This window comes from Pseudomonas fluorescens (assembly GCF_902498195.1).
Lineage (GTDB): Bacteria > Pseudomonadota > Gammaproteobacteria > Pseudomonadales > Pseudomonadaceae > Aquipseudomonas > Aquipseudomonas fluorescens_BU.
On the sequence record NZ_CABVIY010000002.1, the window covers coordinates 1,018,191 to 1,039,941 of the forward strand.

Consider the following 21,751-nt stretch of genomic DNA (forward strand, 5'->3'; position numbering starts at 1 on the left):
CGCAGGACGCGAAATCAGCAGGTTCGTCCGATCGGTTGAAACACTTGGATGAAGAGTGAGGCTTGCTTCATGGATAAGTCTGTCGGTGTGTTTCGTTTGCTGTGGATCGTGTGCCTGGTGGCGCTCGCCGCTGTCATCGCATGGGTAGTATTCACTAGAACATCAGAGTCAGCTCCCTCACCTCAGTCCTGTTCCGCACCCGCTTATGAGAAGGATAAACCCTACCAACAAGGGCAACAGGTTCTGCACTCCGGTCGACAGTTTGAATGCTGGAAAGATGCAGAGGCACCGCTAGGTCCTGACAGTTGGAAATGGTGTCAGCAGGCGGCCTATGAACCACTCCTCCCAACGGAACACTGGAGAAATGCATGGAAGGACCTCGGTGAGTGCGGGGGTTTCGAGGGCAATCGCCTGACATTGAATTTTGCCACCCTCAGCGGCAAGGCCCCCTTGAAACCGGCGGTGCCCGGTGTCGCTCGTGCTGATCAGGTGGTCACCGGTACCTTGCGCTGCAAGGCCGAAGAAATTGCGATTAGCGCCAAGGCTGACGAAACGATCCACCTCGATGATCTGAAAGCTTGCGACTACCAATTGGTGATGAACAGCGCTGATGGATACATCCCGCTGAACACCCCTCGCATGGTTTCGTTCAAGGAAGATAAAGGCGAAGAACAGGAGTTTACGGTGAAGTATCGCCCGCCCGTGGACTTGAGAAGGCTCAGCGGTTTGCCGGGGATAAAAATCGAGCTGTTTGCCCAAGGTCTTGTTCAACCCAGGCAGATGGTGATGGGCAAGAATGTGTTGTATGTCGGGTCCAGTGCCATTCCCTCTTACATCTATGACGGAAAAATAGCCGACATGATTTATGCGTTGCCGTTGGATGGGGCGGGTAAACCGACGGGTATTTATGTGGTCGCCAGCGGCCTGGAAGAGCCCCATGGCGTAGCGTATCGCGACGGTGATCTGTATTTCTCGACCACCGGGGGGTTGTATCGCGTGCGCAATGCGGATGACACTTTCAAAGATCCTAAACCCGAGTTGGTATTTAGTTTTCCAGCGGACGACAAGCCTTTTCCTCTGCCCCCTCAGTCGTCAGGGTCGAGTACCCGTATCTGGCACATGAAGCACCCGTTGCACTTCAATCCACTCGACCCATCAGACAAGTGGCTTTATACGGCGGTCGGCACGCCCTGCAACTTGTGCATGATTCCCGCCGATAAGCGTTACGGTTCGATCTTGCGTTACTCCCTTGAAACCGGCGAATCCCAGATTTTGGCCTTGGGGGTGCGTAACTCGGTTGGCTTCGACTGGAACCCTCAGGACGGCAAAATATGGTTCAGTGATAACAATCGCCAGGGCTTTCCCAATTCTGATGAGGTCAACGCGATAACTGGTCCCGAGAAGCATTTTGGTGTGCCTTACCGCTTCGGCAAGGACACCCCCGGGTTTACCGAGGAGGAATACCTCAATCCGGGCGTGATCCAGCCACCTCTTGTCACTGGCGCGATCGTTTCCGACAAATCACTGGAGCAGATCAACCCGGCTGACTATGTTCCAGCCGCCTTTGAGCTGGGGACCAATACAGCGCCGCTCGGCGTCAAGTTCTGGAGAGGATACCTGGCCAAACCGGGTACACAACATTTGCTGGTCGCGGTACATGGGGCAGGTTCTGTCGCCAGGCCGGGCACGGATATTCAGATGCTGACCATCCAGAATGGGCGAGTGGTCAGCCAGATCCCATTGATCAATGGCTTTGCGCAGACCCCGAAGGGTTCCGATGTCTATGCCCTGACGTATCCCGGTACTGGCCGCCCCGTCGAGTTTCTGGAACTGGCCGACGGCAGTTTGCTGGTCAGTGACGACGTCGCCGGGGTCATTTATCGCGTGCATTATGACGCGACCGGGTTGCCGGCGACTCAATTGGCGTTGCGCCCGATGCTGCCACCCCCTGGTCTGGAAAATGAGTTGGTCAGTGGCAACCTCATAGGTCCTGATGGCAATAACAGGCTGGTGCAAATGTCCTTGAACCCGACGTGCATTGGAGCCCGGAGCAGGAAAACTGCTGGAGGCATCCCTGGCGGATATTCAGGAAGTCAAAAGCAAGCTCTCTGCGGGGCAAAGGCAGAAACTTGATACCCATCTGGACTCGGTGGAGCAGGTTATCAAGGACCTTGAGGAGACAAGGCCGCCGGTGGGGGCGTGTGAGCCAGTGACCCTCGAGCCGCTGGATTATCAATCGGCCCTGCATCGTACGCGTATTCAGTCCGACCACCATAAAGTGGTGGCCACTGCCTTGAGTTGCGGAATCACCCGCGTCGCCACTATTCAGATCGGACGTTCGGCGGAGTCCCTCAACATCGTTGATGTCAGTTCCACCAAGAATCCCCATGATTGCGCGCACCGTTATGCCGGGGAAGAGCTCTGGAAGGGAACACGGCAATGGTATGTCAGGCAGGTCAAACTGTTGATGGATGAACTGGCCAGACATGCAGACCCTGAGATGCCCGACCGCAGTCTGCTCGAATCCACGCTCGTCATCGTCACCAGCGAAATGGCTGACGGAGCTCCCGAGCATTCCATTGATATGCCGCTAGTCCTAATGGGGGGCGCGTGCGGATTATTAAAAAGCGGGGACGGTGCGGGACGGTATTTCAATATCACGGCTCAAGCTGATCGTGCACACCACACTGGGAACCCGGTAATCGGCAAGAATTTCGTCGACATGCAGCGAATCTGGGCAACGGTTGCCAAGGCCGCCGGAACCAGTGTTCCTTACAGTGGCAATATCGATCCGGTCAGCGGCATATTCACTAACGTATGAATCAAAACAAGGATGCCAGTCAGGTGAGCTGACTGGCATCGTCTTTTTCGTATCTCTCAGCTCTTCATATCTTGCCAAGTAACAACAGGATCAGTATCACCACCAACACCACGCCGATGATACCGGACGGGCCATAACCCCAACTTCTGGAGTGCGGGAAGACCGGCAGACCACCGATCAGTAACAGAATCAGAATGATGAGTAGAATTGTGCCCATGTCTATTTCCTTGCTGTAAGAATTCAGGAATGACCTAGTGGTTAATGGTCAGCGGGAATGCAATTAATTCGAGCTGCTTAAAAAATCCGACTGCTGTACAGCGAAGAAAATTCCAAGTTTTTTTAATGTTTTTCGAACACAGGATTATTTCGTTTTCATCGGCGTTAGTTGTGGGCGACGCGCCCTGGGTTTGTTCGGGCCATTCAGCAATCTGATGGAGCGTGGGTCGCGCGGCGTGGTTCGCTACACTCGACGCATCTTCCCCGGAACAACAAGGCTGTTTGCTATGCAAAATCGCATGATGATCACTGGCGCGGGCTCTGGCCTGGGTCGCGAAATCGCGCTGCGCTGGGCGCGTGAAGGCTGGCAACTGGCGTTGTCCGATGTCAGCGAGCCCGGCCTGCAGGAAACCCTTAAGCAGGTGCGCGAAGCCGGTGGCGATGGCTTTATCCAGCGCTGCGACGTGCGCGACTACAGTCAGTTGACCGCTTTTGCCCAAGCGTGCGAAGTGAAGTTCGGCGGCATCGACGTGATCGTCAACAATGCCGGCGTGGCGTCGGGCGGGTTCTTCAGCGAGCTGTCCCTGGAAGACTGGGACTGGCAGATCGCGATCAACCTGATGGGCGTCGTCAAAGGCTGCAAGGCCTTCCTGCCCCTGTTGGAAAAGAGCCAGGGCAAGATCATCAACATCGCGTCCATGGCGGCGCTGATGCAAGGCCCGGCCATGAGCAACTACAACGTGGCGAAGGCGGGCGTGGTCGCGCTGTCCGAAAGCCTGCTGGTCGAACTGGCGCACCAGGAAGTGGGCGTGCATGTGGTGTGCCCGTCGTTCTTCCAGACTAACCTGCTCGATTCATTCCGTGGCCCGACCCCGGCCATGAAAGCCCAGGTCGGCAAGTTGCTGGAAAGCTCGCCGATCAGCGCGGCCGACATTGCCGACTACATCTACCAACAGGTCGCCGCCGGCGAGTTCATGATCCTGCCCCACGAACAGGGCCGCATGGCCTGGGCCCTCAAGCAGAAGAACCCGCAGCTGCTCTACGACGAAATGACCGTCATGGCCGACAAGATGCGCGCCAAGGCCAAACAGACCGCAGGCTGAACTTGCCGGCCAGCGACAGCCTCGCTAGGGTGGCCGCCATCGGTCATCCTCGCGAGACGTTCGCATGCTCAATTATTTATGGTTCTTCCTGGCGGCGCTGTTTGAAATCGCCGGCTGCTTCGCCTTCTGGATGTGGCTGCGCCAGGGCAAAAGCGTCTGGTGGGTGCTGCCGGCGCTACTGAGCCTGACCCTGTTCGCGCTGTTGCTCACGCGCATCGAAGCGACCTACGCCGGTCGCGCCTATGCCGCTTACGGCGGAATCTACATCATCGCCTCGATTGGCTGGCTGGCCGTGGTCGAGCGGATTCGTCCGCTGGGCTCGGACTGGATCGGCGTGGCACTGTGCGTGATCGGCGCGAGCGTCATCCTGTTCGGTCCGCGTTTTTCGGCCTCCTGACGGATCGCTCCTTCCTTCATGCAACCTGTCAGACGTTTCCGTCAGGGGAGTGGGCAAGTGGCTGTCAGTTCGGTCTGGATTACCGCCGTTGCCTTGTAGGCCTGACGTGCGCCGGGCATCTTCAGGGCCTTGGTAACCCTGAAGGACGAAGGCCATGCTTGTACTCAGTCGCGTTGTCGGCGAATTGATTTCCATCGGTGACAACATTTCCATCCGCGTGGTTGCTGTCAACGGAAACACCGTGCGCTTCGGTGTCGAGGCGCCGCACAGCGTCAATGTGCACCGGTCCGAGTTTTATGAACGGATCCGGCACAAACTGCCCAAAAAGAAAAAATCAGTCGAATAGATGCTTGGGGACATCGTGCTTGAGCATCAACTGGCATTGCTCGCTTTCAGGGTCGAAGACGATCAGTGCCTGCCCCTTGGTCAACGCCTGGCGTACCCGCAACACACGGGTTTGCAGCGGCGTGTCATCGCCGTTGTCGGTGCCGTCGCGGGTCACGAAATCCTCGATCAGGCGGGTCAGGGTGTCGACTTCAAGTTGGTCGTGGGGAATGAGCATAGGTACCTCGGCTAAACAGTGGCGCGATGCTACGGCGAATGATCGATGGCGGCTAGCATCTGGAGAAATGTGTTGCCTGATCCGATGCCTTCGCGAGCAAGCCCGCTCCCACAAGATTAGCGTCGATCACGCTATCCCGGATCGCCACCTACCCTGTGGGAGCGGGCTTGCTCGCGAAGGCGTCGGATCAGCCAATGGAATTCCCCGGTCAATTATCGGACCGCTGCCCCACCAGACTGTCCACCGACGGCACCCGGGTATCGCTTTCCATCTGGGTTTCATGCTCGATCTGGTGACTGAACCGGTCCAGCGAACCCTTGGCCGGTTGCGCATCGCTGGCAAACACCGGCGGGCTGAGGATATAGGCCCCGAGCAAGCGGCTGAGGGCCGCGAGGCTGTCGATGTGGGTGCGTTCGTAGCCGTGGGTCGCGTCGCAGCCGAAGGCGAGCAGGGCGGTACGGATGTCATGGCCGGCGGTCACCGCCGAATGGGCATCGCTGAAGTAGTAACGGAACAGGTCGCGACGTACCGGTAATTCGTTGTCGCTGGCGAGCCGCAGCAGATGCCGCGACAGGTGATAGTCATAAGGCCCTCCGGAGTCTTGCATGGCGATGCTCACCGCGTGCTCGCTGGAATGCTGACCGGGGGCGACCGGTGCGATGTCGATGCCGACGAATTCGCTGACGTCCCATGGCAGTGCCGCCGCCGCGCCGCTGCCGGTTTCCTCGGTGATGGTGAATAACGGGTGGCAGTCGATCAGCAGCTCTTCACCGCTGTCGACGATGGCTTTCAACGCCGCCAGCAGCGCCGCGACACCGGCCTTGTCGTCGAGGTGACGGGCGCTGATGTGGCCACTTTCGGTGAATTCCGGCAAGGGGTCGAAGGCAACGAAATCACCGACGCTGATGCCCAGGGAATCGCAATCGGCCCGGGTTGCGCAGTAGGCGTCCAGGCGCAATTCAATGTGATCCCAGCTGATCGGCATTTCATCCACGGCGGTGTTGAAGGCATGCCCGGAGGCCATCAACGGCAAGACGCTGCCGCGGATCACGCCGCTGTCGGTGAACAGGCTCACCCGGCTGCCTTCGGCAAAGCGGCTGGACCAACACCCGACGGGGGCGAGGGTCAGGCGGCCATTGTCCTTGACCGCACGCACCGCTGCGCCAATGGTGTCCAGGTGCGCGGATACGGCGCGATCCGGGCTGTTTTTCTTGCCCTTGAGGGTGGCGCGAATGGTCCCGCGGCGAGTCATCTCGAACGGAATGCCCAGCTCCTCCAGGCGTTCGGCGACGTAGCGCACGATGGTGTCGGTGAAGCCGGTGGGGCTGGGAATGGCGAGCATTTCCAGCAGGACTTTTTGCAGGTAGGTCAGGTCGGGTTCGGGATACTTGATGGTCATGGAAACTCCTGATGGGTTGAGCACATCGATGGTTTCGATGAGGGAAATCGGTGTTGTCTGTCAGGCCGCTTTCGCGAGCAAGCCCGCTCCCACATTCGAACGCAATCCCCTGTGGGAGCGGGCTTTCCCGCGTCGGCGTCAGTCCAGGCGATAGATCATTTGCAGGTCACCGGCTGACTGTGCGGAAACAACAAATCCACAAACCGCTCAGCCGTCGGCTGCGGTTCGTGATTGGCCAGCCCGGCCCGTTCGTTAGCTTCGATAAACACATAGTCGGGTCGGTCAGCGGCGCTCACCATCAGGTCGAGGCCGACCATGGGAATGTCCAGCGCCCGCGCCGCCCGTACTGCCGCATCGACCAGGGTCGGGTGCAGGATCGCGGTGACGTCCTCGAGAATCCCGCCGGTGTGCAGGTTGGCCGTACGCCGCACGAGCAGGCGCTCGCCAGCCGGCAGAATGCTGCGGTAATCGTAACCGGCGGCGTGCAAGGTGCGCTCGGTCTCCGCGTCCAGCGGGATTTTGCTTTCACCGTCGGTGGCCGCCTGTCGCCGGCGGCTCTGGGCTTCGATCAGCGCACTGATCGAGTGCTGGCCATCGCCCACCACCTCGGCCGGTCGGCGAATGGCGGCGGCGACCACTTCAAAACCGATCACCAGAATCCGCAGGTCGAGCCCTTCGTGGAAGCTTTCCAGCAGCACGCGGCTATCGAATGGGCGGGCGGCGTCGATGGCTTGCTGCACCTCTTCGATGCTCTGCAAATCCACGGCCACGCCTTGCCCCTGTTCACCGTCCAGCGGCTTGACCACCACCCGTCGGTGCTCGTCGAGAAAGGCCAGGTTGTCATCGGCGTTGCCCGCCAATTGCTGCGCGGGCAGGTTCAGGCCGGCCGCCTTGAGGGTTTTGTGGGTGAGGCTTTTGTCCTGGCACAAGGTCATGCTGACCGCGCTGGTCAGGTCGCTGAGCGACTCGCGACAGCGCACCCGGCGTCCGCCATGGCTGAGGGTGAACATGCCGGCGTCGGCGTCGTCGACGTGCACATCAATGCCACGGCGCAGCGCCTCTTCAACGATGATCCGCGCATAGGGATTGAACTCGGCTTCGGGCCCGGGGCCGAGGAACAGCGGTTGATTGATGCCGTTCTTGCGTTTGATGGCGAACGTCGAGAGGTTGCGAAAGCCGAGCTTGGCGTAGAGGTTTTTCGCCTGGCGATTATCGTGCAGCACCGACAGGTCGAGGTAACTCAGGCCGCGGCTCATGAAGTGCTCGATCAGATGCCGCACCAGCACTTCGCCGACACCCGGCCGCGAACATTGCGGATCGACCGCCAGGCACCACAGGCTGCTGCCGTTCTCCGGATCGTTGAAGGCCTTGCAGTGATTGAGACCCATCACACTGCCGATGACCGCGCCGCTGTCTTCGTCCTCGGCCAGCCAGTACACCGGCCCACCCAGGTGACGCGGGGTCAGCAAGGTGGCATCGATGGGCAGCATGCCGCGTGCCTGGTACAGCTGGTTGATCGCCAGCCAGTCCGTCTCGCTTTGCGCGCGGCGTATGCGAAAGCCGCGAAACACCCGGGTGGCCTGACGGTAATCGCTGAACCACAGGCGCAGGGTATCGGACGGGTCGAGGAACAACTGGGTCGGCTCCAGCCCCAGCACTTGCTGGGGCGCGGCCACGTACAGCGCAATGTCGCGTTCACCGGGCTGCTCGTTGAGCAGCTCACGGGCCAGGCAGGCAGCGTCGGCGAAGGTGTGACCAATCAGCAATCGGCCCCAGCCGCAATGCACCGCGATGGGGGCCGCGCCCAGTTCACTGCCGTCTTCGGCCAGGCGCGCCTGCAAGCGTTCGTAAGAGGGCGTCTGACCGCGCAGCAAGCGTTGGCTGATGGCCGTAGCGTGAGGTTTCATCAATCAGATTCCTTGTTCACTGAGCCACAGGTTCAGGGCCGCCAGTTGCCACAACTTGGAACCGCGCAACGGGGTCAACTGGCCTTGTGGATCGGTCAGCAAGCGGTCAAGCATGGCCGGGTTGAACAGGCCGCGATCCTGGCTCGGGTCGAGCAGCAATTCGCGCACCCAGTTCAGCGTCTCGCCTTGCAGATGCTTGAGGCCCGGCACCGGGAAGTAGCCTTTCTTGCGGTCGATCACTTCGCTGGGGATCACCAGGCGCGCAGCCTCCTTGAGCACCTGTTTGCCACCGTCCGGCAGCTTGAACTTGCCGGGCACCCGGGCTGACAACTCCACCAGCCGGTAATCGAGAAACGGCGTGCGTGCTTCCAGGCCCCAGGCCATGGTCATGTTGTCGACGCGTTTGACCGGGTCGTCCACCAGCATCACCGTGCTGTCCAGGCGCAACGCTTTGTCCACCGCCGCATCGGCCCCTGGCTGTGCGAAATGCGCTTTGACGAAGTCGCCGGCGGCGTCATTCGCGGTCAGCCATTTCGGCTGCACGGTCGCGGCGTATTCGTCGTAGCTGCGGTCGAAAAACGCCTCGCGGTAGGCCGCGTATGGATCGCTGGCACCGTCCACCTGCGGGTACCAGTGGTAACCGGCGAACAGTTCGTCGGCGCCCTGGCCGCTCTGTACCACTTTGCAGTGCCTGGCCACTTCCCGGGACAACAGGTAGAAGGCGATGCAGTCATGGCTGACCATCGGCTCGCTCATGGCTCGGAATGCGGCGGGCAGCTGTTCGATGATCTCTTTTTCATCGATCCGCAATTGATGGTGCTCGGTGCCGTAATGTCGGGCGATCAAGTCCGAGTATTGGAATTCATCGCCACGCTCGCCGCCGGCATCCTGGAAACCGATGGAGAAGGTCGACAGGTTGTCCACGCCGACTTCGCGCAACAGGCCGACGAGCAGGCTCGAATCGACGCCGCCGGACAGCAGCACACCAACGTCGACCGCCGCGCGCTGACGAATCGCCACCGCGTCACGGGTGCTGTCCAGCACCCGGTCGCGCCAGTCTTCCAGTGTCAGGTTCAACTCGTCGGCATGGGGGCCGTAGGGCAGGGTCCACCAGGTTTGCTGCTCGGTGCTGCCGTCTGCCTCGACGCGCATCCAGGTCGCGGGTGGCAGTTTCTCGATGCCCGCCAGCAAGGTGCGCGGCGCCGGGACCACGGCGTGAAAGTTCAGATAATGGTTGAGCGCTACCGGATCGAGGATCGGGTTGATGTCACCGCCCTTGAGCAGCGCTGGCAGCGAAGAGGCGAAGCGCAGGCGCTGACCGGTGCGCGACAGGTACAGCGGCTTCACGCCGAGACGGTCGCGGGCGATGAACAGGCGCTTGGCATCGCGCTCCCAGATGGCGAACGCGAACATGCCGTTGAGCTTGGGCAGCAGCGCTTCGCCCCAGGCATGAAAGCCCTTGAGCAGCACCTCGGTGTCGCCACCGGAATAGAAGGCGTAACCCAGGTTTTCCAGCTCGGTGCGCAGTTCCGGGTAGTTGTAGATCGCGCCGTTGAAGGCCAGGGACAGACCCAGTTGGTGGTCGATCATAGGCTGTGCCGACTGATTCGACAGGTCCATGATTTTCAGGCGCCGATGGCCCAGGGCAATCGGCCCCTGGCTGTGGAAACCCCAGGCGTCTGGGCCGCGTGGCGCCAAGTGGTGGGTGATTCGTTCAATGGCTGCAAGGTCTGCAGGTTGATCGTCAAAACGTAACTCGCCAGCTAATCCGCACATAAATTCCTTACCGGTTTTTCCGTTGGGGAGGGTCAATCCTTACCGCGCCAAAAACGGCGGGTACTCAGAAACTGACCTGTCACGGTAGTGGGAGTTTTAGATCGATGAGTTATAAGCGGCCGTCGCGGTGCACGCGGCAGACGAGGCACAGGTGTGCATTGCACGGGCGTTAACTATTGATTTGATGCATGGGAATAGTTGTTGGGAGGCGTGCGCATACGACCGGGTATTCGAGTTATTCATTGCCCGAAGCGCTTCATAAACTGAGCGACTCTCAACGCAATAAGGATATTGCTCATGCCCTCTGAAACTTCAAAGACCACCCCCGTGGCGGCGCCATTGACCCCCCAACAGCGACTCGAGGCGGTGTTGGAGCACACCGGCGATCTGGACAAGGCCCAAGTGCTGTTGGCGTCTATTCCAGAATGGTTGGCCACTGACGATCTGACAGTGGTCCAGGCGCTCAAAACTGCTTTCGAGCAGTCTTTTCTTGCCCAGGGCAAGGTCGCCACGGCACTCGAAGCACTCAAGCCGCTGGACGAGTTCTGCAATGAACAGATGACCGCCTTCTTCAACAGCAAATGGACGATCGAGTTTGATGTCGAGCGGGACATGCTGGACATCACCACTAAAAAGTACGCGTCCACAGGGCTTGGCCCGTTGGGCTCCCTGGCACAGGAAACCACCACCTCACGCAGCCTGCTGCACGCTGCCATGGAAAATTTCACCGCAGAAGAAGCGAAGGGTGGCGTACCGCTGGTGGAGGCGGTGATACGCATCGACGGGGAGGTTCAAACCGGGGCGGAAACAACTTTCGCACAGTTCGCGACGCTTTGCCGTGAGCTCGACCTGGGAGCTCGCTATCAACGCCATATCAGCACGGCGCTGGCGTTGCCGGCAAAGCCGATAACAGGAGCGCCTGTCGATAATCGAGCGTCCACCGCTGACATCCGGCGCTTGAAAGTGCTGGATATGCAGGTTGCCCTCCACATCGCCCGCCTCAAGAAAGACATCACCCAACCTGCCTATACGACGTTGCTGAGTGCGCTCGAACAGGATCTTCCTGCGGCGCAAACCAAGGACGCCCTGTTTGATGGCGGCCCGGTGCGTTGGCAAGGCCTGATGATTCATGACGTTTGCATCTGTGGGGTGTTGGTATTCACCAAGGCCTCCATCGATACCGCGCCGAAGGCCAGATGCGTGGTTTACATGCCCAATGAACCGCGGCGCCCGCTGTACGAATATGCCTCGCTGGACGACTTCAAGACCTACCTCACCCTGCATTTGCAAAGCACCAGCTACAGGAAGTCTTTTGTCGAGCAGTACCTGCATGGCCACGACAAATCCGACTTTTTTACCGCGTTTGATAAAGGCAGGACTTTGGGCACACTCACGGCCGCTCCCGCCGACACCTGCATGGCTGACTTTTTCTTCAGTACGTTTGTCAGCAAGACTCAACAAGACGCGCGATTCCTCGCTGTCCCGACCGAACAGGTCGATCAGCAACAACGGGAAAAAGCCGTTCAGCTATTGGAGAGCGGGGGGCTTCTCCTATTGAACGCGGCGGCTTTATTCGTGCCCGTGGTTGGCCAGCTGATGTTGGTGGCGGCCGCGGTCGACATCGTCAGCGAGATTTATGAAGGTGTGGCTGACTGGACACGGGGCGAGCGCACCGAGGCGTTGTCCCATTTGCTGAATGTGGTTGAAAGCCTCGCGCAATTGGCAGCATTCGCAGCGGGTGGAAAAATCATTACAGCCGTCAACAAAAGCATAAAAGAGCAGACGGCGTTCTTCGACGGATTCGAGGCTGTCACTCGTACGGATGGCAAAGCCGGATTATGGAAGCCTGACCTTGAGACATACAAACAGACCACGCCGCTGCCAGCCGATGTTCAAGCCGATTCGCAAGGGATCTACCGCCATGCCGGGCTGGCATCGGTCGTCATGGATGGGGCCGCTTATCGAGTCAGCCGCTCAGCCGAGGGCGCGCCATGGACCCTCAATCATCCCGTGCGAACGGAGGCGTTCCAGCCGGCCGTCGAACGAAACGTGGAGGGAGGCTGGCGGCATGTGTATGAGCACGCGCACGAGTGGCACGACACGGCGTATGCCTTGGGACGCACGAGCCCGCGCCTGAGCGATCTGGGCACGGACCTGGATGGATTGGCCGACATCACGGAGCTGTCGACCGACCAGCTGCACTATCTGCATGAGCGCAACCTCAAGCTGCCGCAGCGGCTGGACGACTGTGTCGAACGGGTGAAAATCGACCGCACCCTCGACGCGATGATCGAGGTCATGGAGTCCGGCGAGTCGGCGAATACGGACTTCATTCAGGAGCAACTGTATACACTGCCCAGGCTCCCCGGCTGGCCGGCGGAACGCTTCATTGAAGTGCGTGACGCGAATGATCGGGTGGTGTCGCGCTTTCCCGAGACAGCTGCGCATAACGATGACATCAACAGCGTGCACGTCAGTCAGACGCAACTGGATTCCGGACAACTGCTCGATACGGTCATCAGCGGCCTCTATCCGACGGAAGTGGAGGCCATGATTGGCCGCACGACCACTGAATCGAAATCGCAGCTGTTGGCAAACAAGATCGGGGCCAGCCTCAAGAGTAATCGCCAGCCACTGCGCGAGTGGCTCTATAAAACCTATGACGGCACCGCCACCGGTGACGTCTCGACGCTGCGTGAACTTGCCCCTGGCCTGCCCACCCGCGTGTGCCAGGAACTGCTGGAGCATGCCTCTGGCAGGGATCGCCTGTTTCTGCGTGACCGCAAGCTCCTTGGCATTGATCTGTCCCGGCAGGTTCGGCAGGCGCAGGCCGCGATCAGGCAGGACCGCGCCCTGACGGGATTGCGCTTCCCTTCATTGGCCAATGCCGACAGCGACAAACTGGCGCTCGGGCTGATGGACCGGGTGCAAGGCTGGGATGAAGGCTATCGACTCGAACTGCGGCAGGGATCGACGACCGGCGCCTTGCTTGACAGTGTGGGGGAAGCCGAAGCGCCGTCACATGGGGTCATCGTCAAGACGAGTTCTGGCTATCAGGTCACCCAAAGGAAGGGCAATGTGTCTTCCACGCTGACGAGCAACTCGCTGCTTCAATCGATCATTGATGCATTGCCGGCCACCCAGCGTACCGGCCTGGGAATCACGGGCGACGACACGCTGGATGTGCCGATGCTACGAGCACGGCTGTCAAGGGCCGCCGCTGGCGATCCGGCGCGTATGGCAAGGGTGTTGCGAGGTGAGCGCAGTGAAACGGCCAAGCATCTGATTTCCTGTGTCCAGGGGGATTCTCCGGCGGCGAGCACGCATTCCAGGGGCTTGATTCGTAAAGTCAGAAAACTCTATCCGCTGTTCACGGATGCCCAGGTCTCGTCTTTTCTCGACGCAGCCGGCAGCACCCGGATGATGCAGGAAAATCGCCTCAAGGAACTGGGGCAACAGTTTAAAAAACTGCGAGCGGTACTGCTGGCCTGGCGTGAGGATGAAGTGCAAATGAAGACCCTGCCGGGCTCACTTAACGATATTCGCGCCAACCGGCGTCAGGTGGCGAATGCCATCGAAAACTGCTGGCGACGGGTACCACCCCCGCACTGGCCACGGGATCAGCCTTTTACAACGTTGAAGTTTGAGCGCAACCCCTCGGGACCCTTGCCGGTGCTGACCGAGCAGGATGTCGCCCACGTGCGCCACCTCTCCATCAAGGACATGGACGCCGGCGACGCGCTGGCGTATTTTCTCAAACCGTTCAAAGGGCTGGTCCGGCTGGAGCTGGACCGTAACCAACTCACGCGCCTGCCCGAGATGTTGTCGCACATGCCTGACCTTGAGCACGTGAGCCTCGATGGTAATCAGATAGCACTGACCGAACACACGTTGCGCAAGCTGGCTGAAATGCGCAATTTGCGCACGCTGGGGCTCAGTGGCAATCGCTTGGGCGCCACGATTGATGTCAGCAAAATGTTTGATCTGCGCTCGCTGTTCCTGAGCGGAACCCACGCAACGGAGCTACCCGTCGGGCTTTCTCGTTTGCCTTATCTGGACATGGTGGACCTGCGAGGTAACGAGATTCGGGAGTTGCCGGACTGGTTGTTCCAGATCCCTCGAAACCTGGCCGAAACCATTAACCTGCGGTACAACCCGGTATCCGCGGCTAGCCGATTGAAGCTGGAAGCGTACCGTGACCTGACGGGCATCGGCATGGGGCTGCTGGACGATAAATCCTATGTGCTCAATGAGCAGAGAGCCCGCGACCTGTGGATGCCCCAACCCGCTGAAGAAACCTATGCCAGTCGTCATCGTGCATGGGTGGCGTTGAAGAACGAACCCGGTTCGGATGGATTCTTTGAGTTGCTGGCGGACCTCGGCAACTCGGCGGATAACCGATTTGTGCGCGAAGACATGACCCGGCGGGTCTGGAGTGTCATTGAGGCGACCGAGACGGATTCGGCGTTGCGCGATCAATTGCTGTCGATGGCCGTGAAAGCCAACTGCGCCGATTCGGCGGCGACGATCTTCAGTAATCTTGAGGTGGCAGTGGACATCGACACCGTGGTTCGTCAGTCCGTCAACGCTCACGATCAGGCCGCTCGACTGTTAAGCCTGGGGCGGCGCCTGTTCCGCCAGGACTCTCTCGCCAGGATTGCCCGTGAACAGGTCGCGGGTGATCCCACGCTGGATCCGGTGGAGGTGGAGCTGGCCTATCGCTCCGGCCTGGCCGACAGGCTCGAACTGGTCGGCCAGCCCCGGCACATGCGTTATGCCTCGCTCGGCGGTGTCACACCCGAACGCCTGAATGCGGCCTACAGCCAGGTCCTCGCCGCAGAGCTCTCCCCCGAACTGTCGACGTACATCAGCAGTCGCTCGTTCTGGATCGATTTTTTGCGCCAGCATCACGGCAAACAGTTCAGCGACCTTGCCGAGCCTTTTCACACGCGGATGGAGACGGCGTTTGAAAACCAGGCGACGCTGGGCGCGACCTATCGCACCCGGGTCGACGATATTGCTGAGGAAATGAAGCAGGCCGAGGCTGCGTTGTTGAAACGTCTGACCGAAGCGGCCATGCGGGCTGACGAATCAAAGACCTGCTTTGCGCTGGATTGAAATGTCTTACCCCTTGCCGCGAATCAATCGACGCAGGGCAAATCGATTCGGATGACAGGCCTCGGCCACGGCTCTGGGCAATGGCAGCGGTTCGTCATCCAGCCAGGCAGCCAGCAACTCACCTGACAGCGGTGCGGTGATCAACCCTCGCGAACCGTGGCCGCTGTTGACATACAAGCCGTCCAGCCAAGGGCAAGGGGTGTCCGGAACCTGCCGGGCATCCTTGCTCAACACGCCGTAGGCGTCGGTGAAAGCCGGAGCGTCAGCCAGCGGTCCGACAATCGGCAGGTAATCCGGGCTGGTACAGCGAAAGGCCGCGCGCCCCTGGAGTGTTTCAGGTTGCAGTTCATCCGCGCCCAGCCGCACGACCAGGTCCGGCGAAATCTCCTCGAGCATGTGCAGATTGCCTGCGTGCTCGGCCGCTGTCGGTGTCAGGTCGTCATTGTTGAAATCAAAGCTGGCGCCCAGGGTGTGTTCACCCATTCGAGCTGGCGCGACATAGCCTTCGGCGCACACCACGGTGCTCAGCGCCTGGCTTTCAGCGGTTTGTGGCAGGCGTGTGATTTGCCCGCGAATGCGTTTGAGGGGCAACTCGCTGCTGTACGTAAAGCGCTTGATCTCGGCGGCTCCGGCCAGCACCACCACGGGCGCATCGGCCAGTAGCCTGTCGCCATCCCACGCTTGCCACCGTCCGTCCTCGCGACGCAGTTCCAGTACATCGTGATGGGTCAGCAGTTGAATGTCCGATTGCGCAGCCTGCCAATGGCACAGGGCCGGCGGGTGTACCCATCCACCTTCGGGGTAAAACAGTCCGCCCGATGGCAGCGCGATGCCGGCGCGAGCCTCGGCGTGCGTTTGATCGAGCGTGTGCAGCAAATGGGCGGGAAACGCTGCCGCCAGTTGCGCCTGGCGTTCGGCTTCCTTGGCATTGAACGCCAGTTGCAAGACGCCGCAATCATCCCAGTCCACACCGCGCTGCAAATGTTCGAGCAGGCGCCGGGTGTAACCGAACCCACTGACGATCAACTGCGATAACGCTGTGCCATGGGCCGACAGCTTCAGATACAGCACACCCTGCGGATTGCCCGAGGCTTCCTGCGCCAGCCCGTCGTGACGCTCCAGCAGGCTGACCTGCCAACCCCGCGCCGCGAGGCTGGCGGCGGTCGCGCAACCGGCCAGGCCGGCACCGATCACCAGGGCGCGGCGTTCACCTGTCAGGGGCGTCGGTCGCGCAAACCAGGGTTTGGCCAGGGCAGGCGGCGCAGTTTCCGCGGGCCAGCCAAGGAACGCGCCCCGCAGGATTTCCCATTTGTGTCCGATACCGGGTGTGCGTTTCATCTTGAAGCCGGCGGCATTCAGCAGGCGCCGGACCCAGCCGGTGCTGGTGAACGTACTGATGGTCGAACCGGGGGCCGCCAGCCGGGCGAGTTCGGCGAACAGCTCGGCGGTCCACATGTCGGGGTTTTTCGCCGGGGCGAATCCGTCGAGGAACCAGGCATCGATCTGCGCGTCCAGTTGCGGCAGCTGCTCCAGGGCATCGCCGATCAACAAGGTCAGGGTCACCCGGCCGTTATCCAGCACCAGGCGCTGGAAGCCTGGGTGAATGGCCACGTATTGCGCCAGCAGTTGATCGGCAAACACCTTGAGTTCCGGCCACAGTGCCAGGGCGCGTTGCAGGTCGGCGGGGCTCAGCGGGTACTTTTCGACGCTGACAAAATGCAGTCGCGCACCGGTAACCGCGTGCTGTTCGAACAACTGCCAGGCACACAGGAAATTCAACCCCGTGCCGAAACCGGTCTCGCCAATCACCAGCCGTCCGCCCGCTGGCAACGCGGCGAAGCGCTCACGCAAGGCGTTCTGTTCAAGGAAGACGTAACGGGTTTCATCCAGGCCGGACAGGTCGGAAAAATACACATCATCGAACACCCGCGAACGCGGGAGGCCTTGGGCGTCCCAGTCGAGCTGGGCGTGGGGCATTACAGGTTTCATGGCGGGCTCGGCAACGGCAAGGCGGCCATTCTAGCCGATCGCTGGCACCGGGACGGCATGCGCGACATCCGCCGGGAATTTCCCCGCCGTTCACCTGCCCAATCCGCTAGTCTTGCTCACATCTGGAAGGGAGCCCTCCATGTTCGAATCCGCCGAAATCGACCACGCCATCGACAAAGACACCTACGACGCCGAAGTGCCGGCCCTGCGCGAAGCCTTGCTCGAAGCGCAGTTCGAACTGCAGCAGCAGAAGCGCTTCCCGGTGATCATCCTGATCAACGGCATCGAAGGCGCGGGCAAGGGCGAGACAGTCAAGCTGCTCAACGAATGGATGGACCCGCGCCTGATCGAGGTCCGTACCTTCGATCAGCAAACCGATGAAGAACTGGCGCGCCCACCGGCGTGGCGCTATTGGCGGATGCTGCCGGCCAAGGGCCGCATGGGGATTTTTTTCGGTAACTGGTACAGCCAGATGCTGCAAGCCAGGGTCCACGGCGAGTTCAAGGACCCAAGGCTGGATCAGGCGATCAACGCCGCCGAACGCCTGGAAAAGATGTTGTGCGACGAAGGTGCGCTGATCTTCAAGTTCTGGTTCCACCTTTCCAAGAAACAAATGAAGGCGCGCCTCAAGGCATTGGCCGACGACCCCCTGCACAGCTGGCGCATCAGCCCGCTGGACTGGCAGCAATCGCAAACCTACGACAAGTTCGTGAAGTACGGCGAACGCGTTCTGCGCCGCACCAGTCGCGACTATGCGCCGTGGCACGTGATCGCCGGGATGGATGCGCATTATCGCAGCCTGGTGGTGGGCAAGATCCTGCTCGAGGGCCTGCAAAACGCGTTGAAGCGACCGAAAATTCACCCGGAAAAAGTCAGCGCCGCCCCCGTATTCCCCAGTGTCGACCAGGTGAACCTGCTCGACAGCCTCGACCTGAGCCTGCGCCTGGACAAGGATGATTACGAAGAGCAATTGATCACCGAGCAGGCACGGTTTTCCGGGCTGATGCGCGACAAGCGCATGCGCCGCCACGCACTGGTGGCGGTGTTCGAAGGCAATGATGCCGCGGGCAAGGGCGGGGCGATCCGTCGGGTGGCGGCGGCACTGGATCCGCGCCAGTACAACATCGTGCCGATTGCCGCACCGTCGGAGGAGGAACGGGCGCAGCCTTATCTGTGGCGTTTCTGGCGACACCTCCCGGCAAGGGGCAAGTTCACCGTGTTCGACCGTTCCTGGTATGGACGGGTGCTGGTTGAACGCATCGAGGGCTTTTGCAGTCCGGCGGACTGGTTGCGCGCCTACAGCGAGATCAACGATTTCGAGGAGCAGGTCAGCGATGCCGGCGTGATCGTGGTCAAGTTCTGGCTGTCCATCGACAAACAGACCCAACTGGAGCGTTTCCAGGCGCGCGAAGAAATCCCCTTCAAACGCTTCAAGATCACCGAAGATGATTGGCGCAACCGCGATAAATGGGATGACTATCGCGCCGCCGTCGGCGACATGGTCGACCGCACCAGCACCGAGATTTCGCCGTGGACCCTGGTGGAGGCCAATGACAAGCGCTGGGCACGGGTCAAAGTCTTGCGCACGATCAACCGTGCGCTGGAAGAGGCGTTTGAAAAGTCCGACAAGCATCAGCGCAAGGGCAAGAATTGAGCCGATGGTTGCGCATACGCGGGGTGAATGATTGTCGCAGTCGGTAAATGGGTGGGCTTATGCTCGGACTCCTCTCAACCGACTACAACAATGAGGTATGCCATGCGTGAAGTGGTGATCGTCGACAGCGTACGGACCGGCCTGGCCAAGTCCTTTCGCGGCAAGTTCAACCAGACCCGTCCGGACGACATGGCCGCGCACTGCGTCAACGCGCTGCTGGCGCGCACCGGCATCGACCCGGCCAGCGTCGAGGACTGCATCGTCGGCGCCGGCTCCAACGAGGGGGCACAGGGCTTCAACATCGGGCGCAACGTCGCCGTGCTGTCGCGCCTGGGCATCGGCACCGCCGGCATGACCCTCAATCGTTTCTGCTCGTCGGGCTTGCAGGCGATCGCCATCGCCGCGAACCAGATCGCCTCGGGGTGCAGCGACATCATCGTCGCCGGTGGCGTCGAGTCGATCAGCCTGACCATGAAAAGCGTCAATACCGATCACCTGATCAACCCGCTGCTCAAGGAGCAGGTGCCGGGTATCTATTTCCCGATGGGGCAGACCGCCGAAATCGTCGCGCGTCGCTACAGCGTGACTCGCGAAGAACAGGACTTGTACGCCCTGCAAAGCCAGCAGCGCACCGCCCAGACCCAGGCTGCCGGGCTGTTCGACGATGAAATCGTACCGATGGCCGTGAAGTACCGCGTCGAAGACAAGGCCACGGGCCAGGTGCAGATCCTCGACGGCCTCGTCGATCGCGATGACTGCAACCGCCCCGATACCACGCTGGAAAGCCTGGCCGGGTTGAAACCGGTGTTCGCCGAAGACGGTTCGGTGACGGCGGGCAACTCTTCGCAGTTGTCCGATGGCGCCTCGATGACCCTGGTGATGAGCCTGGAAAAAGCGCTGGAGCTGGGGCTCAAGCCAAAGGCGTTCTTCCGTGGGTTCACGGTGGCCGGTTGTGAACCGGATGAAATGGGCATCGGCCCGGTGTTCTCGGTGCCCAAACTGCTCAAGGCCAAGGGCTTGCAGATGGCCGACATCGATTTGTGGGAGCTCAACGAAGCGTTCGCCTCGCAGTGCCTGTACGCGCGCAATCGGCTGGAAATCGACAACGACAAATACAACGTCAATGGCGGCTCGATCTCCATCGGTCACCCCTTCGGCATGACCGGTTCGCGTCAGGTAGGGCACATTGTTCGCGAGTTGCAGCGGCGCAACCTGCGCTACGGCATCGTGACCATGTGTGTGGGCGGCGGGATGGGGGCTACAGGGTTGTTTGAAGCGGTGCGCTGACAGTCAAAGTAGTGAGCAGTGTCTGAGATAGTTTTCGCGAGCAAGCCCGCTCCCACATTTTTCCGCATTCCGATGTGAGGGCGGGGTCAAAAGTGGGAGCGGGCTTGCTCGCGAACGCAGCGACCCGGTTTACCTGTTCATGCTCGAACGCTGCATCCGCCCGATATAGGCCTCAATCTCCCGCGCTGCCACCTCGGCACTGACAAACGGCCCCTCCAGGGTGTTTTCCCGCGTGCTGAAATACAGCTCCCCATTCACCCGACACAACCGGTCACTGCGAAAGTGCGTGGCGGGGGCGTTGTCCTGGGCGCGCATGCCGTACATGGCGATCTCCTGCGGGATGTTTCGATAAGTGGATCCAATCAGCTTATGCATGAACCACTTGCGGTGCCTGACTATCGGATCGACGGCATACCGCCAATTTCATGATGCGACCTGCACAGTTTCATTCGCGGCCAGAGGCCAACTGTCCCTGTGTGCCACACGACAGTGCGCCTAGAATGTCGGTTCTTGACACTTGGCTTTGGGGTTCGCATGCACATTTCATCCGGTCGCTGGGTTTACGGTCTGTTCCTGGCCTTGCTGACCGCGCTGCTGTGGGGGATTTTGCCGATCAAGCTCAAACAGGTGTTGCTGGTGATGGACCCCGTCACGGTGACCTGGTTTCGCTTGATGGTGTCCGGTGGCTGCCTGTTCATTTACCTGGCGGCGACCAGACGCCTGCCCAGTCGCAAGGTGCTGGGGCCGCGTGGCGGCTGGCTGGTGTTGATGGCGGTGCTCGGCCTGGTGGGCAACTACGTGCTGTACCTGATGGGCCTGAACCTGCTCAGCCCTGGCACGGCGCAGCTGGTGGTACAGATGGGGCCCATCATGTTGCTGATCGCCAGCGTCTTTGTGTTCAAGGAGCATTTCAGTGTGGGGCAGGGGATTGGCCTGCTGGTGCTGTTGATCGGTTTCGCCCTGTTTTTCAATCAGCGCCTGAGTGAGCTGCTGACCTCGTTGACCGATTACACCGCCGGGGTGCTGCTGGTGCTGTTGGCGTCAACGGTCTGGACCTTTTATGCCCTTGGGCAAAAGCAGTTGCTGACGGTATGGAATTCGTTGCAGGTGATGATGGTGATCTACCTGTTCTGCGGGTTACTGCTCACGCCCTGGGTGCACCCGCTGGAAGCGCTGCAACTGAATCCGTTGCAAGGCTGGCTGCTGCTGGCGTGCTGCATGAACACCCTGATTGCCTATGGTGCCTTTGCCGAGGCCCTGGCCCACTGGGAAGCTTCGCGGGTCAGCGCGACGCTGGCGATCACGCCGTTGGTGACCTTAGGTGCCGTGGCGTTGGCGGCCTGGTGGTGGCCGGAATATGTGCATGCCGAGACCATCAATGGTCTGGGGTATGGCGGGGCGGTGCTGGTGGTGCTGGGGTCGGCGCTGGTGGCGTTGGGGCCGTCGTTGATTGCCGGGTTGAAGGCCCGGAAAGTGCGGATGGCGGCCAGTTAGACCGCGTCATCGTTCTTCGCGAGCAAGC

16 protein-coding genes are annotated in these 21,751 nt (G+C 60.5%); 9 read left to right on the plus strand and 7 right to left on the minus strand.

Going from position 1 to position 21,751, the window contains the following annotated elements; all coding sequences use genetic code 11:
- Positions 1–69 precede the first annotated feature (69 nt).
- Together F8N66_RS10255 and F8N66_RS10260 are read left to right on the plus strand one after the other, a co-directional pair.
- Positions 70–2,133 carry a PQQ-dependent sugar dehydrogenase gene (locus F8N66_RS10255; protein WP_191622948.1) on the plus strand — a complete coding sequence of 688 codons (2,064 nt, stop codon included), beginning with the start codon at positions 70–72 and terminating at the stop codon, positions 2,131–2,133.
- A complete protein-coding gene (locus tag F8N66_RS10260; protein WP_224790455.1) occupies positions 2,039–2,821 on the plus strand; it encodes a DUF1552 domain-containing protein in 783 nt (260 codons plus the stop codon). The genes F8N66_RS10255 and F8N66_RS10260 overlap by 95 nt, the downstream gene beginning before the upstream one ends.
- 64 nt (positions 2,822–2,885) lie before the next feature.
- On the opposite strand, the gene F8N66_RS10265 is transcribed toward F8N66_RS10260, so the two are convergent.
- Complete coding sequence (locus tag F8N66_RS10265; protein WP_170948722.1) at positions 2,886–3,044, minus strand: DUF3309 family protein; 159 nt, start codon at positions 3,042–3,044, stop codon at positions 2,886–2,888.
- Positions 3,045–3,324: 280 nt separating this feature from the next.
- On the opposite strand from F8N66_RS10265, the gene F8N66_RS10270 reads away from it, so the two are divergent.
- The 3 genes from F8N66_RS10270 to csrA all read left to right on the plus strand — a co-directional run bounded on the left by F8N66_RS10270 (position 3,325) and on the right by csrA (position 4,883).
- Positions 3,325–4,140, plus strand: coding sequence for an SDR family oxidoreductase (locus tag F8N66_RS10270; protein WP_150770044.1), 816 nt, complete (start codon positions 3,325–3,327; stop codon positions 4,138–4,140).
- A gap of 64 nt (positions 4,141–4,204) precedes the next feature.
- Positions 4,205–4,537 (plus strand): YnfA family protein, encoded by a 333-nt coding sequence (locus F8N66_RS10275; RefSeq protein ID WP_150770045.1) that lies wholly within the window; start codon positions 4,205–4,207, stop codon positions 4,535–4,537.
- Positions 4,538–4,691: 154 nt separating this feature from the next.
- Positions 4,692–4,883 carry a carbon storage regulator CsrA gene (gene csrA / locus F8N66_RS10280; RefSeq protein WP_150770046.1) on the plus strand — a complete coding sequence of 64 codons (192 nt, stop codon included), beginning with the start codon at positions 4,692–4,694 and terminating at the stop codon, positions 4,881–4,883.
- On the opposite strand, the gene F8N66_RS10285 is transcribed toward csrA, so the two are convergent.
- From F8N66_RS10285 to F8N66_RS10300, 4 genes are all read right to left on the minus strand, one after another.
- Positions 4,872–5,099: a YheU family protein gene (locus F8N66_RS10285; RefSeq protein WP_053161819.1), complete on the minus strand. Its 228-nt coding sequence runs from the start codon at positions 5,097–5,099 to the stop codon at positions 4,872–4,874. The two genes, csrA and F8N66_RS10285, sit on opposite strands and share 12 nt — an antisense overlap.
- A 208-nt stretch (positions 5,100–5,307) precedes the next feature.
- Entirely contained in the window at positions 5,308–6,498 is a 1,191-nt protein-coding gene (locus F8N66_RS10290) for an osmoprotectant NAGGN system M42 family peptidase (protein ID WP_150770047.1), read from the minus strand.
- 155 nt (positions 6,499–6,653) lie between these two features.
- The gene (gene ngg, locus F8N66_RS10295; protein WP_150770048.1) at positions 6,654–8,405 is read right to left on the minus strand and encodes an N-acetylglutaminylglutamine synthetase; all 1,752 of its coding nucleotides are present in this window, start codon (positions 8,403–8,405) and stop codon (positions 6,654–6,656) included.
- A 3-nt stretch (positions 8,406–8,408) separates the two neighbouring features.
- Positions 8,409–10,181, minus strand: a complete 1,773-nt coding sequence (locus F8N66_RS10300) for an N-acetylglutaminylglutamine amidotransferase (RefSeq protein ID WP_150770049.1) — start codon at positions 10,179–10,181, stop codon at positions 8,409–8,411.
- 297 nt (positions 10,182–10,478) lie between these two features.
- Here F8N66_RS10300 and F8N66_RS10305 point away from each other — a divergent pair, with 297 nt between their 5' ends.
- A complete protein-coding gene (locus F8N66_RS10305) occupies positions 10,479–15,299 on the plus strand; it encodes an NEL-type E3 ubiquitin ligase domain-containing protein (RefSeq protein ID WP_150770050.1) in 4,821 nt (1,606 codons plus the stop codon).
- Between the two features lie 6 nt (positions 15,300–15,305).
- Here F8N66_RS10305 and mnmC read toward each other — a convergent pair whose 3' ends face one another.
- On the minus strand, positions 15,306–17,288 hold the full coding sequence (gene mnmC, locus F8N66_RS10310; protein ID WP_150770051.1) for a bifunctional tRNA (5-methylaminomethyl-2-thiouridine)(34)-methyltransferase MnmD/FAD-dependent 5-carboxymethylaminomethyl-2-thiouridine(34) oxidoreductase MnmC: 1,983 nt from the start codon (positions 17,286–17,288) through the stop codon (positions 15,306–15,308).
- 139 nt (positions 17,289–17,427) lie between these two features.
- Here mnmC and pap point away from each other — a divergent pair, with 139 nt between their 5' ends.
- Together pap and F8N66_RS10320 are read left to right on the plus strand one after the other, a co-directional pair.
- Positions 17,428–18,942: a polyphosphate:AMP phosphotransferase gene (gene pap / locus F8N66_RS10315; protein WP_150770052.1), complete on the plus strand. Its 1,515-nt coding sequence runs from the start codon at positions 17,428–17,430 to the stop codon at positions 18,940–18,942.
- 102 nt (positions 18,943–19,044) lie between these two features.
- On the plus strand, positions 19,045–20,229 hold the full coding sequence (locus F8N66_RS10320; RefSeq protein WP_150770053.1) for a thiolase family protein: 1,185 nt from the start codon (positions 19,045–19,047) through the stop codon (positions 20,227–20,229).
- A gap of 129 nt (positions 20,230–20,358) precedes the next feature.
- Here the strand turns inward: F8N66_RS10320 and F8N66_RS10325 are convergent, their stop codons facing one another.
- Positions 20,359–20,553 (minus strand): DUF6316 family protein, encoded by a 195-nt coding sequence (locus F8N66_RS10325; protein ID WP_150770054.1) that lies wholly within the window; start codon positions 20,551–20,553, stop codon positions 20,359–20,361.
- 210 nt (positions 20,554–20,763) lie between these two features.
- Between F8N66_RS10325 and F8N66_RS10330 the strand changes: the two genes are divergently transcribed.
- Positions 20,764–21,723 (plus strand): DMT family transporter, encoded by a 960-nt coding sequence (locus F8N66_RS10330; protein ID WP_150770055.1) that lies wholly within the window; start codon positions 20,764–20,766, stop codon positions 21,721–21,723.
- Positions 21,724–21,751: the final 28 nt, after the last annotated feature.